Genomic DNA, 14,201 nt, shown 5'->3' with positions numbered 1-14,201 from the left:
ATCCCATCCCCGTCCCGAACCCTATCCCGTCGATCCGTCGCGCACCACAGGCTCGCCTCACGCGTAATCCTCCAGCGGCCGGACCGCCTTGCGGCGCAGCAGCGTGTAGAGGAACGGCACGAAGAGGAGCGTGGCGGGCGTGCCCACTGCGATCCCGCCCATCACCGCGCGGGCGAGCGCGGCGTTCTGCTCGGCCCCCTCCCCGGTGCCGAGCGCCATCGGGATAAGCCCGAGGAACATGGCGCTCGCGGTCATCAGCACGGGGCGCAGGCGGGTCTCGCCGGCGAGCAGGGCCGCTTCCACCGCGCCGCACCCCGTCGCCTCGCGGTGCTCCTTGGCGAACGTCACCAGAAGGATCGAGTTCGCCGAGGCGATACCGACCGACATGATCGCGCCGAAGAGCGAAGGGATCGAGAAGGTGGTGCCGGTGATGAACAGGCTCGCGACGATGCCGCAGAAGGCGAGTGGCAGCGCCGCCAGGACCACGAACGGGTCGCCCCAGCTCTGAAAGTTGACGGCCATCAGCAGGTAGACCGCCACCAGCGCGATCGCGAGGCCGACCTGCAGCCGGAAGAAGGCCGATTCCATGTTCTCGATCTGGCCGCGCACGGTGATCTTGTCCGGCGCTGGCAGCGCCTTCTGCTCCTCGGCGACGATCTGGCGGATCTCCTTGGCCACCGAGCCGAGATCGCTGTCCTGCACCGCCGCGTAGATGTTGAAGGTGGGCTGCGTGTTGACGTGGTTGATCACCGTCTGCGAGCCCTCGCGCCGCATGGTCGAGACGCTGGAGAGCAGCGTCAGCACGCCCGGTGCATCCGCGTTGCCGGTGACGAGGAGCGGGGTGTTCTGCAGGTCGGTGAGCGACGCGTTGCGGTATTCCGGCGTCTGCACCCAGAGCTGGTAGGGAATGCCGGTCTTCGGGTCGGTCCAGAAGTTCGGCGTGACCTGGAAGGAGCCGGACAGCGAGACGTTCAGACCCTGCGCGATCTGCTGCTGGGTCAGCCCGAGCTCGGAGGCGAGGCGCCGGTCGACATCGACGAAGAATTGCGGCGTGCCGACGATCTGGTGCAGGTGCACGTCGACGGCCCCGCGCACCGCCTTCAGGCGGCGGACGATGTTCTGGGCGACCTCCAGGTCCTTGGCGGTGTTGCGGCCCGAAACCTGGATGTCGATCTGCGCCAGCGTGCCGAAGTTCAGGATCTGCGTGATGATGTCGGAGGGCTGGAAGTAGAACACCACGTCGGGGAAGCGCTCGCGCAGAACCTCGCGCAGGCGCTTGGTGTAGTCCGCCACCGAGCCGTGGCCTTCCTTCAGGTTGATGAGCATCTGCCCGTCGTTGTAGGCAACGAACGAGCCATCCGAGAAGGCGAAGTTGTAGTTGTTCGCCGGCAGGCCGATATTGTCGAGGATCTGGTCGATCTCGCCCTCGGGGATCACCTCGCGGACCACGTGCTCGACCTCGGCGAAGACCTGCTCGGCCGTCTCGATGCGCATGCCGGGCCGGGTGCGCAGGTGCAGGGTCATCTGGCTGGATGCGACCTGCGGAAAGTAATCCTGGCCCACGAAGGTGAAGAGGCCGGCGGTGGTGACGAACACGACCGCTACGAGGCCGAGCGTCAGGGCGCGCCGTGCGATGACGACGTGGAGCAGGCTGAGATAGCCGCGATGGAAGCGGGCGAAGCGCGCCTCGAAGCCGTGCCGGAACCAGCCCGCCAGCCGGAAGACCGGGCCGGCGACCCAGCCGAATGCCCGGGCGACGCGCCCGCGCCGGGGCTCGGCGCCCGCCCCGTGCTTCTCCGCGTATTCGCGCGCCACCAGCACGTCGATCAGCACGGGGACCAAGGTGCGCGAGAGGACGTAGGAGGTCAGCATCGCGAACACGACCGCGAGCGCCTGGGGTGTGAACAGGTATTTCGGCGTGTCGGTGAGGGCGAAGACCGAGACGAAGGCGGCGCAGATCGACAGGGTCGAGATCAGCGCCGGCTTGGCGATCCCGGCCGCCCCCTCCACCACGGATTTGCGGAACGGCTCTCCCTCCTCGAACAGCCGGTAGGTGTTCTCGATCGCCACCGTGGCGTCGTCGACCAGGATGCCGACCGCGAGCGCGAGCCCGCCGAGCGTCATCACGTTGATGGTCTCACCGAGCGCGGCCAGGATCGCGAGCGACGTCAGGATCGAGAGCGGGATCGAGACGAGCACCACGATGGTGGAGCGCCACGAGCCGAGGAAGAGCAGGATGGTCAGGCCGGTCAGCGCCGCCGCGATGATGGCCTCGTGGATCACCCCTTCGATCGCCGCCGAGACGAAGACCGACTGGTCGAACAAAGGTTTCAGGCTCATGCCCTCGGGGGCGGCGGCCTGGATGTCGGGGAGCGCCTTCTTGACGTTGTTGACCACGTCGAGCGTCGAGGCGGTGCCGTTCTTGAAGATGCGCATCAGCACCGAGTGCAGGCCGTCGGCGCGCACGATGTTGACCTGCGGCGGGCCGCCGTCGCGGACATGGGCGACGTCGCGGACGAGGATCGGTTGGCCGCCCACCACCTTGATGGGGATCTGATTGAGGGCGTCGATGGCCCCGGGCGAGGCGTTGAGCTGCACCGGGTACTGCTGCTCGCCGATCTTGGCGAGGCCGGAGGGAACCGTCAGGTTCTGAGCGGTGACCGCGTTGGTGACGTCGAGGGCGGTGAGGCCGAGCGCCTGGAGGGCGTGCAGGTCGAGATCGACCATGATCTGGCGCGGGGTGCCGCCGAAGGGCGAGGGCAGCGTCGAGCCGGGCACCTGGGTCAGGCGCTGGCGGATGCGGTACTGGGCGTAGTCGAAGACCTTGGTGAGGCTCTCGCGGTCGGAGGAGAGCGCGAGCTGGATCACCGGCACCGAGGAGGCCGAGAAGCGCAGGACGATGGGCGGCTGCACGCCGGGCGGCATCGTCGCGCGGATCGAGTTCATCGCCGAGACCACCTGCGCGATGGCGAGATCGATGCTCACCGCCCCGTCGAAGTAGACCTTCTGGATCGCCGTGCCCTGAAGGGTGGTGGATTCCATCCGGGCGATGTTGTTGACGTTGTTGGAGAGCGAGAACTCCGCGTAGGTGGTGATGCGGCGCTCCATCTCGGAGGTGGAGAGGCCGTTATAGGTCCAGACCACCACGACCACCGGGATATCCACGGTGGGCAGCACGTCCTTGGGCGCCACGACGACCGCCGCCACCCCGCCGAGCATCATCAGCACGGCGAGCACGTAGATCGTGATCCGGAACTTCAGCGCGTACTGAACGAGACCCATGCCGTCTCCGCCACTCTGCGCTCACGTGGTCGCACAGGTCGACCTGCGGCGCAGCCGTGACCGCGAGACGCATGGATACTGCATACAGATCTCTACATTGTTTCTGGATACCGAGATCATAGGCGCGCGGCCTGCGGCGTTTCATCAAGCAGCGCGGTATCGCTCTCTCCCGGCTGCCAACACCTCCCCGCAATCTCGATGGCCGCGCCTCGCGCTCTTTCAGAGATGGCGGAGCCGAAAACAATGGGACCGGGAAGGCCACCCGTCCGACATCCCTTGTCGCCCCACGATCTTCGAGGTAGGCAGTGGGACATGTCCGGTGTTGCGTTCGCCGCTCTTCGAGCCGCGCCTGCGACAAGCATTCTTCGCGTACAAGCTGGACCCCAGCTTGGGCCTGTAGCTCAATGGTTAGAGCCGACCGCTCATAACGGTCTGGTTGCAGGTTCGAGTCCTGCCGGGCCCACCACATAACTCCCACAACGGGTTAGGTTGCGATTTAGCGACAAATACGACGGTGTTTAGCGGCAGCTGTTCGATTGTATTTCCGGTTGCGTCGGCGGGTCGCACTCGCAAAGGGAAGCAATCGAACAGCCTAGTTCAACTTAAAATTACTCATTGCGGTCACGCATCTTCTGATAGGCGCGTTGTTTTGCCGCACGGCTTACGAGAAAGCTCAAATCAGCGGTTTACTGCCATTATACCTTATGTATAGCTGAGTAGACTGCATAAAATATCTGGCCAACTCCGAATATTACTAGAGCTACCGTTGATTTTTTAATAAATGGCTTTTTCTTTATGTCGAACGAACGACTCAAGTAATCTGGTATGGTAAAGCTATAATCTACTCTATCGATTTGGTCCGCCGAGATTTTAAACGTCCTTGTAAAGAAAGTTGGATGGTAATCTGTAGTAGTGAGCGGTAAGTAAATGTGCACATTAACCGACCGACCCGGCTGGATATCGCCTAGAGTGAGACGGATTCCGTTTTTGATTGACTTAGTTTCATCTTCTTCGCCAACTTGAACTGCAACGTCCAGTAACGCGCTCTCAAACGATAGGGTGATAGCTTTTACGGTTGTTGTTCCAACGTTGCTAATATTCAAATTTACATACCCACGAAGCCGTCTGAAAACTTCCCTCAGGTCTTGTTCGATTTGAGGCATGTCGGACAGGACGTTGTAAGCTAATTTTTCTTTTAAGAAGCTACTTTTACCGATATCGGCAGCTGTTATCAGCACCTTCAAACGTGACTTCTTTTCGAAGACGTGAGCAAGAAATCTTGTAAACAGAGGTGCAAGTAAGACGGCTCCAACTAACGTGATTATCGACGCAACTATGGGAGCCGGGAAACCTAAAATACTTTCACTCATACATAATAAGCCTACCTTGAGCGCGCTGAATTTGATGTTAAAGGCAGATATAGCAGCCTTTGACACAAATCAAAGCATTGTATATGGAATGCGTGATAAGCATGCAAGTCTGGCGGTAGGGCCGGCTATGCAAATCGGAATTTATACCCCTAACTTTTGTGAAGCAGACCGCTTGGCGATTTTAGCGATTGTGGCGCGGCTGCATCCGGTGCCAGCTTTTATCTGCGACCACGTAATACCCTTCGCTATCATGTCAGCGATACCCGCACTTCGCTTGGCGTTCTCGGGGCGACCTTTGTAGCGCCCTTCGGCCTTCCCCTTCTGCTGACCTTGTGCCTGTCGTCTACGCCTATCCTCGTAATCCTTGCGAGCTACAGCGGCTAGCATGTCTAAAAGCATTTCATTGATTGCCGCGAACATCCGTCCGGTAAAATCCTCATGTCTGCCGGTCGCCATCTGCCACGAGGTTGGAAGGTCCAGGGAAACAACCCTGATGGACCGTTCTTTAATCTGAGATTTGAGCTTATCCCAATCTGATGCTGTAAGACGTGAGAGTCTGTCCACCTGCTCTGTTAAGAGAATGTCATTTGGCCGGGCATCACTAATGACTCTTGAGCGACTGTCACTGAAGCACGTGACACCTAAGGTAGCGGACTGCTGACGAAGGTTTGTTGGAAATTACGCCATCGATGCGCGCCGGCAAGAACAGATGATGTCTCCAGCTGCTGAGCCCGCTTCTTGTGGCGAGAATGATCCTATCGCAGATGCTCGAGGCATTATCTCCTTGCGACTTCTGACTCGCAATGGTCCGAAAGCAAACACCGGGGTGCCGGCAGAATGGCGACCTGGGAACTTCGAGGTTCGCCGATAACTCGCTCAATGTGCAGAAACTGAACCACCCGGGCGTGATGGGTTCAGGACGGGATCACAGCCTTCGGTACCGTTCTCCCAGGAAGATTGGGCTTCATCCTCAAGACCGTGAATGCCTGTCGGAAGGTTTGCCCGGCGCGCAGCCAGCGATCGAGCGGGCGTTCCAGTGCGGCATAGACGAACAGACCGACGCCCAGGCTAACCACGATCACGCAGACGCGTAGGGCGAGAGCCGTCTCAGCCGGCATCTGCAGGTAGCCCAGGAGCTTGCCGAAACCGGAGAGGATGAACCAGTGCGAGAGATAGATGCTGTAGGCGGCGGCTCCAATCGGAGCGATGAGCCGATCTGCGCGCCCGCCCGGTTTGATCCTTCCACGTTGCCGCACGACGATCAGGCAGAAAGCAGCACTGCCTGCGATCCGCAGCACCTTCTCGGTGTTCATGGGATCGGTCACTACCAACAACAAAGTCGTGCCGATCGCGCAAACCGCTATGATCTTGAGAACGACGCCGTCGCGGGACTGCTCGTAGCAGCAATACAGCCACCCCAGTCCGAACGCGATCATCAGGACACTGAACAGATGATGGTACCAGGTCCCGTCGATCGGCTGGAAACCCAAGCCCAGACCGATCCAGCCAAGGATGACGAGGCCGAAGCCGAACCAGATTCTTTTTCCACTGGTGAGGCCGATGCCGGCCATCATCAGCGCCGTGAGTTCGTAGAAGATGACCTCGTGTTCGAGCGACCAGCCCACCCCCACGATGGGAAACCACGACTGCGGGAGGATCAGGAACGAACGCAGTAGCGTACCCACCGACAGGTCGTATCCATTCCATGTCCAACTCGGATTGATCAGCCGCGCTGCCAGCGTGATGAACGTGAAGATGATGTACATTGGGAATATACGAAGTGCTCTGGAGCGTAGAAATTCCAATGCATTCCGGTATGTCGGCGCATTCAGGCAGATCAGATAGCCCGAGAGAATGAAGAATATTTCGACGCCAACCCCCGAGAAGGGGATGTAGGAGCCGGAACGCAGCATGTTCTGAGAAAAATGCTTGATTGCCAGATCCGAGTGGGTGATCACGACCTCAGCCACAGCACATGCGCGCAACCAGTTGAGGTCAGGCCTCTGGGACAAGGAGGCGGCGGTACCTGACATGGACGCTCCCTTCACGAACCTATAGTTTCTTGCTTGTCATCCGGAGCATAGGAACTTGAACGACATTGCCACGCAATCATCGGTATGAGACGCCGCCTGAGCAGTGGGAATATTGGGGCAAGCCTAAGTCGAGCGATGAGGATTAAGAGCAATTTACATTTTGGCTGGAAACTTTGTTTCCGTGCCCTGTCTACGGTGCGCCGAAGATTTCAAATCTAAGATTGGTCGGTCTTCCGTTGGAGGATGGCGGGCTCAAGGTATGGCCTTGCTCGACATCTGAAGCCTCGACCGAGCGTCGACGACCTCACGCATCTCGGCTGCGGAATGTCCCGGCGGAAGCTTTGCCCGAGGGGACATCGCGAGGAAACGAGGTCAGGCCTGTGTGCTGACGCGATCAGTCTCGTGCGTGGGTGAGGCGTTCCCCCCTCCCCTGCCGATCCAGTAAGGCGACAGATCCAGCCGTTCTGCGTTCCCCGGAATGGCGGACGCGTCCCGGTGTCCGACAGGCGCACCAAAATCGACACCCGGACGCTGTTCGCGCCTGCTGACAGGGTCGCCGCCCGCCTTCGGGGCTGCGCGGGCTGATGCTGGAGGCTCAGGCCGCCGCGCAGTCCCCCAGGTGGAGGTAGTTGGCCCTGAATTCGCCGAGGGCCTTCAGGCGCGGCAGGTTCAGGATCGTCAGGTGCCCGCCCGTGAGGTCGATCACGCCCTGGTGCCGCAACGCCTGCAGGGCGCGGTTCACGTGAACGGTGGACAGTCCCGTGGTGTCAGCGAGATCCGCGGCGGTCAAAGGAAGCAGGTAGCTCTGTCCGCTCGCCAGGCCGATGGTCTGCCAGCGCACGAGAAGCTCGCAGAACAGGTGCGCGATCCGTTCCTGAGGCGAGCGGCCGCCCAGGTTCATCAGCCACTCGCGCAAGGTCGCCTCATCCACCAGCGTGTTCATGCGGAGGCCCCGGGCGATGGCCGGGTGGTGCTCCAGCAAGCCGGCCAGGGTCGGAGGGGCGATGCGGACCACCCGGCAGGCGGACAGGGTGGTGATGGTGTGGTCCATCGTTTTCAGAAGTGCGGCGTCGAGGTCGCAGAGATCGCCCGGCAGCAGGTAGGCCATGATCTGACGATGACCGTTCGCGCGATGCTTATGGCGGCAGGCCACGCCCTCCATGACCAGGAACACGCCCTCGGGCGCCTCCCCCTCGCGCACGAGATCGGTGTGAGGGGCGACGTCGTGCGTCCCGGCGCTGATGCGCTCCAGCATCGCCCGATCGGTCGCCGTCAGGGTGGTGAAGCGCTCCAGCTTGCGCACCAGCGGATTGCGCGACCCGTCAGCCGATTGCACCAGGCGCAGGAGCGGAGCGTCCTCCGGGCCTGGCTCCGCACGGGCGATGGCGGCGCTCGAGAGGGACAACTCGTCCAGGGCCGCGATCACATCCCACGAGACGGCGGGTTTGGTGAGCCAGGGCGCGCCGCGGACGTCCCCATTCAGGCGCTGGTCCTGCCGGGAACCGGAATGGACCAGGATGGGCACATTGCGGGCGCGCAATTCCCGGATCAGCTGCGTGCAGCGACCGTCCTTCAACTGGACGACGAGGACAGCCAGATTGGGCGTCACCTGTTCGAGGAGGCGCAGGGCCTCGGCCGTCGTGTCTGCGGGCCCCAGAACGCGATAGGACGCTTGGACGAGAGCATCACTCAGGTCCACGCCAACGATGGGATCACCCTCGGCGAGCAGGACCACGTTGGGTTGATCCAAGTTTTGCATGCATGGCTCCGGCAGGTCGAGCCGGGCACAGCATCGGGTGCCGCAGAGCTCAAGAACCGGGGCTAAAAACATAAATCTCGTTGGCTCGAAAGAGGCCGCTCGCGTTCAGTTTGATTTCCCACATACCGGAGATGGGAGGAGAGGACGGTTGAATATTGCTGGATGTTAGGAAGTCGAACTTGATCAAAGATACCTTTGCTTCAGATGCATTCCTGCCAAGCGCGGGCTTCGGAACCCCCCGGGAGAAGACCAGGTTGGATGCGGTGAACGAAAAGCCTCGGGCACAGGACTGAAGGCGCTACGCAGGTCGCACCGCCCGACGCAAGGGCGGACGGTGCTGAGCGCCTCCACCAACCTTCGACGCCTATGAGCCGTCCGTCCGCCCGGATTCCTTTCAATCCCGAACAATGTTGGAGAGGATTTCCTCCCATGAACCGCTTGAGCGTATGCCTCGCCCTTGTCCTCGGCACCACGGTGCCTGCGCTGGCCCAGCCGATCCCGCTCGACCATCCGCCCGCCCTGCTCCTGCACGGCAATTATTGCGGACCGGGCAACAACGCACCGCGTCCGCCCATCGACGCCCTCGACGCGGCCTGCGCCCGCCACGACGCGTGCACGCCGTCCGGAGGCCTCCCCTCGCGGGCGTGCAACACGCGACTGCAGCGTGACGCCGAGCGGGTATCCCGTGATCCGCACGAACCCGATGATATTCGTGCCCTGGCCGGACTCGTCGGGGCCGGTGCGGGCCTCCTGCCTTCGGAGACGCGGCTCGCGGCCGGACCGGCCTCCTCGACCGACGCGACGGCGGGCGGGGCAACCACGGGATCGAGCCTCCAGCGCTCCGCCATGAGTCCCGGGACAGATTGGCTCACACAATAGGCCAGGACCGGGTCGAGCCTGTCGGAACGGCGCCCGCCCTCAGAGCGCCGCGGTGCCGGCCCCGGCACCATTTCGCAGAGGTCGGCAGTCAGGATGTTGCGGAGGAAGCCGTGGCGCTGAGTCAGCCACGTCCTGGTGATGGTGCCGCCGAAATCCTTGCCCCTCTCCCGTCGTAGAAGGGCTTTTCGCCGGCGCCGATCTTCATGTCGGGATCCGGCGGACAGGGGTGCCGGCGCCGGACCGCGGCCGCCTAACGTGACAAGCCGCTCAGCAGCAGCGAAACCCGCTGCGATTGCCGACGCCGAAGCGGGCGTTCTCCCGGTTGCGGAAGAACTCCCGCTCGGTCATCGGCTCCTGATCCGCGTGGGTCTTGCGGATATGGGCCGCGTAAGCCTCGTAGTCGCCCTGCCCGACCATGAGCCGGGCGCCATCGCAGACGCATTTCGAGAAGGTCTTGAGCCGGTCTCGCAGTTCCGCCGACGACAGCGCCATGGTGCTTACTCCGCCGGAACCGCCGCCGGCCCACCGCTCTCGAGAGCGGTCCAGCGATCGGCCCGGTAGGCCTTGATGCAGGCCATGATCCCGAAGGTGGCGATGGACAGGACCAGGCCGACGAACAGGACGGCGAGGGCCGCGTCGATGCGATCGTTGAAGACGATCTTGTGCATGTCGGCCATGTTCTTGGCCGGCGCGAGGACCTTGCCCTCGGCGATGGCCGTCGAGAACCGATCGGCATGCGACAGGAAGCCGATCTTGGGGTCGGCCGAGAAGATCTTCTGCCAACCGGCGGTGAGCGTGCAGATCAGCAGCCACACGGTCGGGATGATCGTGACGAAGGCGTAGCGCTCACGCTTCATCTTGAAGATCACCACGGTCGCGAGGGTCAGCGCCACGGCGGCCAGCATCTGGTTCGAGATGCCGAACAGGGGCCACAGGGTGTAGATGCCGCCCAACGGATCGGTCACGCCCTGGTAGAGGAAGTAGCCCCAGGCACTGACGCAGAGCGCGGTGGCCAGGATGCTGGGCGCCCAGGCCGTGGTGTCCTTGAAGCGTGGAGAGATCAGGCCGAGCAGATCCTGGAGCATGAAGCGCCCGGCACGGGTGCCCGCATCCACGGCGGTGAGGATGAACAGTGCTTCGAACAGGATGGCGAAGTGATACCAGAAGGCCATCATCGTCTTGCCGCCGATGGCGGAGGAGATGATGTGCGCCATGCCGACCGCGAGGGTCGGCGCACCGCCTGCGCGGGAGATGATGGAGTGCTCTCCCACGTCCACGGCCGTCTGCGCGATCTGCTCCGCCGTGATCGCGAAGGCGGGGTCGAGCTTCGTCACCGCGGCGGCGGCGCTCTCCGGCGTGGTCCCGACGAGACCGGCCGGCGAGTTCATGGTGAAGTAGATGCCCGGCTCGATCACGCTGGCGGAGATCAGGGCCATCACGGCCACGAAGCTCTCCATCAGCATGCCGCCGTAGCCGATGAAGCGTGCGTCGGATTCCCGGTCGATCAGCTTCGGCGTGGTGCCCGAGGAGATCAGGGCGTGGAAGCCCGAGACCGCGCCGCAGGCGATGGTGATGAACAGGAACGGGAACAGCGAGCCGGCCCAGACGGGACCGGTGCCATCGACGAACTTGGTCACGGCCGGCATTTTCATGTGCGGGGCCACGTAGGCGATGCCCAATGCGAGGCCGACGATCGTGCCGATCTTCAGGAAGGTCGAGAGGTAGTCGCGCGGCGCCAGAAGCAGCCAGACCGGCAGGATGGAGGCGACGAAGCCGTAACCGATCAGCAGCCAGCAGAGCTGCGTCCCGGTATAGGTGAAGAAGGGACCCCAGTACGGATCGGCGGCGACGTTGCCACCGTAGACGATCGCCAGCATCAGAAGCACGAAGCCGATGATGGAGACCTCGCCGACCTTACCCGGACGGATGTAGCGGGCGTAGAGGCCCATCAGCATGGCGATCGGGATCGTCGCGGCGACGGTGAAGGTGCCCCAGGGGCTCTCGGCCAGCGCTTTCACGACGATCATCGCCAGCACGGCCAGCAGGATCACCATGATCATGAAGGTCCCGAACAGGGCGATGACGCCCGGGATGGTCCCGAGTTCGGCGCGGATCAACTCTCCGAGCGAGCGGCCGTCACGGCGCATCGAGATGAAGAGGACCATGAAGTCCTGCACGGCGCCGGCGAGCACCACGCCGGCCAGGATCCAGAGCAGGCCGGGCAGGTAGCCCATCTGCGCGGCCAGCACCGGGCCGACCAGGGGGCCCGCGCCGGCGATGGCGGCGAAGTGGTGCCCGAACAGGACGTTGCGGTTGGTGGGGACGTAGTCCAGCCCATCGTTGTGGGTGTGGGCCGGCGTCTGGCGGCCATTGTCGAGCCGCATGACCTTGTCGGAGATGAAGAGCGAGTAGTAGCGGTAGGCGATCAGGTAGACGCAGACGGCAGCCACGACGAGCCAGAGGGCATTGACGTTCTCGCCCCGGGTCGTCGCGACGACGGCGAGCGCAGCGGCTCCCAACGCTCCTACGAGGGCCCAGGGCCCATGCCTCGATATCGCACTCATGACGTCTCGCTCCAGCGACCTGTCCTTGATGGCAGATCGTCAAGGGTCCTTTTGACCGGATTTTTCCCAAAGGACCAGAGGCGCGTCATCACCGAAGATGAAGGCGGAGAGACCAAATCCCGTCTCTGTTACCCTCTGTTGCCGGACGGAATTTCCTCAGGGGACGACGATCACGCGGTTGGGAAGCGCGTTCGCCGGCTGCGCCTCCGGCGGCAGGGTTTCAGCGAGGATCGCGCCGACCTGACGGACCGCCGCGATCAGGCCGTCCTCCGGTTTCCCCTGTCGCAGTGAGGTGAGAAGCGCGGCGATGGCGTCCGCCCAGACCTCGGCGGGAACGCGCTTCGCGACCCCGTGATCGGCCACGATCTCCGCGTAGCCCTCGGCGACCGTGAGATAGATGAGGACGCCGGTGCGACCCTGGGTCCGGGTCAGTCCACGGGTGGTAAACTCGCGAATGGCCGCTTCGTGCGCGCGGGCACGCCGGATCGCGCGCGGCACCAACGCGATGGCGATGCGGGGGTGGGCGCAGACCATCAGCACCGCGAGGCCGAGGGCGGCCTGGGTCAACGCGATCGAGGCGGCGCTCATGGCGGTGAGAAGGATCAGCGGCCAGGGTGCCGCGAGGCTGCAGGCCAGGGCGAGCAGCAGGGGCGCGGAGCGGTAGCGACCGGCGCGCGCCGCCACCAGCACGACGATCTCGCCGGCGGTGCCGGCTTCCGCCACCCCGATCGCCTGGGCGATCCGGTCCCGCGCGTCGCGGCTCAGGAGATCGGTCGGTTCACCAGTCACCCGATGCTCCTCCTCCGCCCGACGAGCCGCCGCCACCCGAAAATCCGCCACTATCGAATCCGCCGGACACGCCGCCGCTCCAGCCCCCGGACGACGGCCCCGGCAGGATGACGAAGCCCCCGCCCCCGCGTCCGCCCCGGTTCATCCGATAGGCGACGAACAGGATGACGAGGAACAGGATGACGAACAGGATGACCTGACCGGAATCGGCCTCGTCGCTGCGCACGCGTCCCTTGCGCTGCCATTCCTCGGCATCCCCCGCGAGAATGGAGAGCATCGCCTCGATGCCCGCGTTGATGCCGCCCGCGTAGTCACCGGTCTTGAAGCGCGGGGCGACCGCCGTGGTGATGATGACTTTCGAGAGGGCATCCGTGAGGGCCCCTTCGAGGCCGTACCCGACCTCGATCCTGACCTTGCGCTCGTTTGGCGCGACGAGGAGCAGCGCCCCGTTGTTGGTCTTGGACTGACCGATCTTCCAGCTTCGGAAGAGGCGATTGGCGTAATCCTCGACCGTCAGGTCCTGCAGGCTCGGCACGGTGGCCACGACGACCTGGTCGGACGTCTTCTCCTCGTAGGCTTTCAGCTTCGCCTCGAGGCTCGTCCGATCCTCGGGCTTCAGCAGGCTCGCGGCATCGACGACCCGTCCGCTGAGCGGCGGGAAGACCGGATCGGCGGCGTAAGCCGCGAAGCTCCAGAGCGCCAAGCCCAGGAGGAACGCGGCAAGGCGCGGCAGGGCCCCGAGCGCTCCGAATCCCATGGCTCTGCCGCGATGGCCGGGCACCCGCACGGCGGACTAGAACTTCACGTTGGGCGGCCGCTCCGCGTTCGGGGTCGCCGTGAAGGTCTCCATCGGCTTGGCCTCCGGGTAGAACAAGGCCGCGATCCAGCGTCCGGGAATGGTGCGGACCTCGGTGTTGTAGGCCTGAACCGCGCCGATGTAGTCGCGCCGTGCCACGGCGATGCGGTTCTCCGTTCCTTCCAACTGCGATTGCAGCGCGAGGAAATTCTGGTTCGACTTGATGTCCGGGTAGCGTTCCACGGTCACGAGCAGTCGGCCGAGGGCGCCGGACAACTGGTTCTGGGCGTCCTGGAAAGCCTTGAACGCCTGTGGGTCGCTGACGGTGGAGGCGTCGACCTTGACGCTGGTCGCCTTGGCCCGTGCCTCGGTGACGCCGATCAGGACGTCCTTCTCCTGCTGCGCGTATCCCTTCACCGTCTCCACGAGGTTCGGGATCAGGTCGGCCCGGCGCTGGTACTGGTTCTGCACCTCGCTCCAGGCGGATTTCGCGCGCTCCTCCAGGGTCGGCACCTGGTTGATCGCGCCGCAGCCGCTGAGGCCGGTGGTGAGGACCAACGCGGCCAGAACGGCCTTCGCCCTGCCGAACCAGGACCCATCGAACCGAGACCTGCCGGAGGCACCTCCGACGATGGTGGCACTGGAACGCATGACAGACTCCCGCGAAACACCGATGCGATCGGACCCGGCCCACCGGCCCGGCGTCACAGACAAGGCAACCCGAGGCGT

At 63.6% G+C, this 14,201-nt stretch carries 11 protein-coding genes and 1 tRNA gene; 2 read left to right on the top strand and 10 right to left on the bottom strand.

Translation table 11 applies throughout. The annotated features are described in order from the left end of the window. Window positions 1-57 precede the first annotated feature (57 nt). Window positions 58-3,282 (bottom strand): efflux RND transporter permease subunit, encoded by a 3,225-nt coding sequence (locus OF380_RS16050; protein WP_264045658.1) that lies wholly within the window; start codon window positions 3,280-3,282, stop codon window positions 58-60. Window positions 3,283-3,672: 390 nt separating this feature from the next. On the opposite strand from OF380_RS16050, the gene OF380_RS16045 reads away from it, so the two are divergent. Continuing rightward, window positions 3,673-3,748, top strand: a tRNA-Ile gene (locus tag OF380_RS16045). A gap of 229 nt (window positions 3,749-3,977) precedes the next feature. Here OF380_RS16045 and OF380_RS16040 read toward each other — a convergent pair. The 4 genes from OF380_RS16040 to OF380_RS16025 form a co-directional block, all read right to left on the bottom strand. Continuing rightward, window positions 3,978-4,652 (bottom strand): hypothetical protein, encoded by a 675-nt coding sequence (locus OF380_RS16040; RefSeq protein ID WP_264045656.1) that lies wholly within the window; start codon window positions 4,650-4,652, stop codon window positions 3,978-3,980. Between the two features lie 141 nt (window positions 4,653-4,793). Then, window positions 4,794-5,216, bottom strand: coding sequence for a recombinase family protein (locus OF380_RS16035; protein WP_318784132.1), 423 nt, complete (start codon window positions 5,214-5,216; stop codon window positions 4,794-4,796). Between the two features lie 350 nt (window positions 5,217-5,566). Beyond that, window positions 5,567-6,685: an acyltransferase family protein gene (locus OF380_RS16030; RefSeq protein WP_264045654.1), complete on the bottom strand. Its 1,119-nt coding sequence runs from the start codon at window positions 6,683-6,685 to the stop codon at window positions 5,567-5,569. Window positions 6,686-7,280: 595 nt separating this feature from the next. Continuing rightward, window positions 7,281-8,444 carry a helix-turn-helix domain-containing protein gene (locus OF380_RS16025; RefSeq protein ID WP_264045652.1) on the bottom strand — a complete coding sequence of 388 codons (1,164 nt, stop codon included), beginning with the start codon at window positions 8,442-8,444 and terminating at the stop codon, window positions 7,281-7,283. A gap of 429 nt (window positions 8,445-8,873) precedes the next feature. Between OF380_RS16025 and OF380_RS16020 the strand changes: the two genes are divergently transcribed. Beyond that, complete coding sequence (locus OF380_RS16020) at window positions 8,874-9,323, top strand: hypothetical protein (RefSeq protein ID WP_264045650.1); 450 nt, start codon at window positions 8,874-8,876, stop codon at window positions 9,321-9,323. Between the two features lie 267 nt (window positions 9,324-9,590). Here the strand turns inward: OF380_RS16020 and OF380_RS16015 are convergent, their stop codons facing one another. The 5 genes from OF380_RS16015 to OF380_RS15995 all read right to left on the bottom strand — a co-directional run bounded on the left by OF380_RS16015 (window position 9,591) and on the right by OF380_RS15995 (window position 14,123). Next, entirely contained in the window at window positions 9,591-9,815 is a 225-nt protein-coding gene (locus OF380_RS16015) for a YbdD/YjiX family protein (protein ID WP_238275628.1), read from the bottom strand. Between the two features lie 5 nt (window positions 9,816-9,820). Then, on the bottom strand, window positions 9,821-11,887 hold the full coding sequence (locus tag OF380_RS16010; protein WP_264045645.1) for a carbon starvation CstA family protein: 2,067 nt from the start codon (window positions 11,885-11,887) through the stop codon (window positions 9,821-9,823). A 156-nt stretch (window positions 11,888-12,043) separates the two neighbouring features. Continuing rightward, window positions 12,044-12,676, bottom strand: coding sequence for a TPM domain-containing protein (locus OF380_RS16005; RefSeq protein ID WP_264045643.1), 633 nt, complete (start codon window positions 12,674-12,676; stop codon window positions 12,044-12,046). Continuing rightward, window positions 12,666-13,433, bottom strand: a complete 768-nt coding sequence (locus OF380_RS16000; RefSeq protein ID WP_264045641.1) for a TPM domain-containing protein — start codon at window positions 13,431-13,433, stop codon at window positions 12,666-12,668. Before OF380_RS16000 ends, OF380_RS16005 begins: the two co-directional genes overlap by 11 nt. Before the next feature lie 36 nt (window positions 13,434-13,469). After that, entirely contained in the window at window positions 13,470-14,123 is a 654-nt protein-coding gene (locus OF380_RS15995) for a LemA family protein (protein WP_264045639.1), read from the bottom strand. Window positions 14,124-14,201 lie beyond the last annotated feature (78 nt).

This window comes from Methylobacterium sp. FF17 (assembly GCF_025813715.1).
GTDB classification, from domain to species: domain Bacteria; phylum Pseudomonadota; class Alphaproteobacteria; order Rhizobiales; family Beijerinckiaceae; genus Methylobacterium; species Methylobacterium flocculans.
The sequence above is the reverse complement of the archived record's forward strand: the minus strand, read 5'-3'. Positions and strand labels throughout refer to the sequence as shown.